This is a genomic window from Rhizobium sp. M1, from assembly GCF_002531805.1.
Taxonomy (GTDB): Bacteria; Pseudomonadota; Alphaproteobacteria; order Rhizobiales; family Rhizobiaceae; genus Rhizobium; species Rhizobium etli_C.
Map to the genome: position 1 here is coordinate 1 of NZ_NWSW01000119.1, position 636 is coordinate 636.

Sequence of the window (636 nt, forward strand, 5' to 3'; positions counted from 1 at the left end):
TCTCGACACCCGAAAATGCGTTCGCCGGACGCTTACGAATATCTGATCGTCGACAGCACTATTATTCGCGCCCACCAGCACGCCTCCGGCGCAAAAAAGGGGCTGAAGATCAGGCCCTTGGCCGTTCCCGCGGCGGCTTGAGCACCAAAATCCATATGGCCGTGCGTGGCCTTGGATGTCCCGTTCGTTTCATCCTGACCGCCGGTCAGAAAGGCGATGCACCGCAAGCCGATCTCCTGATCGAAGACCTGCCAGCCGAGGTCGTCATGGCCGATACGGCCTACGACAGCGACCGACTACGCAAACTCATTGCCGACAAGGGCGCGCAAGCGGTCATCCCGAACAACCCCTCGCGTGCCAAGAAGTATCCGCTCGACAAGCAACTCTATGCTCAGCGTTATCTCGTCGAATGCTGCTTCTCGAAGCTCAAGCAGTTTCGACGTATCGCCACACGATATGAGAAAACCGTTCGAAACTACAAAGCCATGATCGCTCTGGCCGCAACAATCCTATGGCTCAGATAAGTGTCCACAGCTCCTAGCGTCTTGAGCCGGCGCCCGAAATTGTAGGCGTCGATAAAGTCAGCCAGATGTTTTTTCAACGTAAGCGTCCGGCGAACGCATTTTCGGGTGTCGA

At 56.3% G+C, this 636-nt stretch carries 1 pseudogene; it reads left to right on the top strand.

The features are described from left to right. Nucleotides 1-524: pseudogene (locus CO655_RS33220) on the top strand (IS5 family transposase); the annotation flags it as partial. Nucleotides 525-636 lie beyond the last annotated feature (112 nt).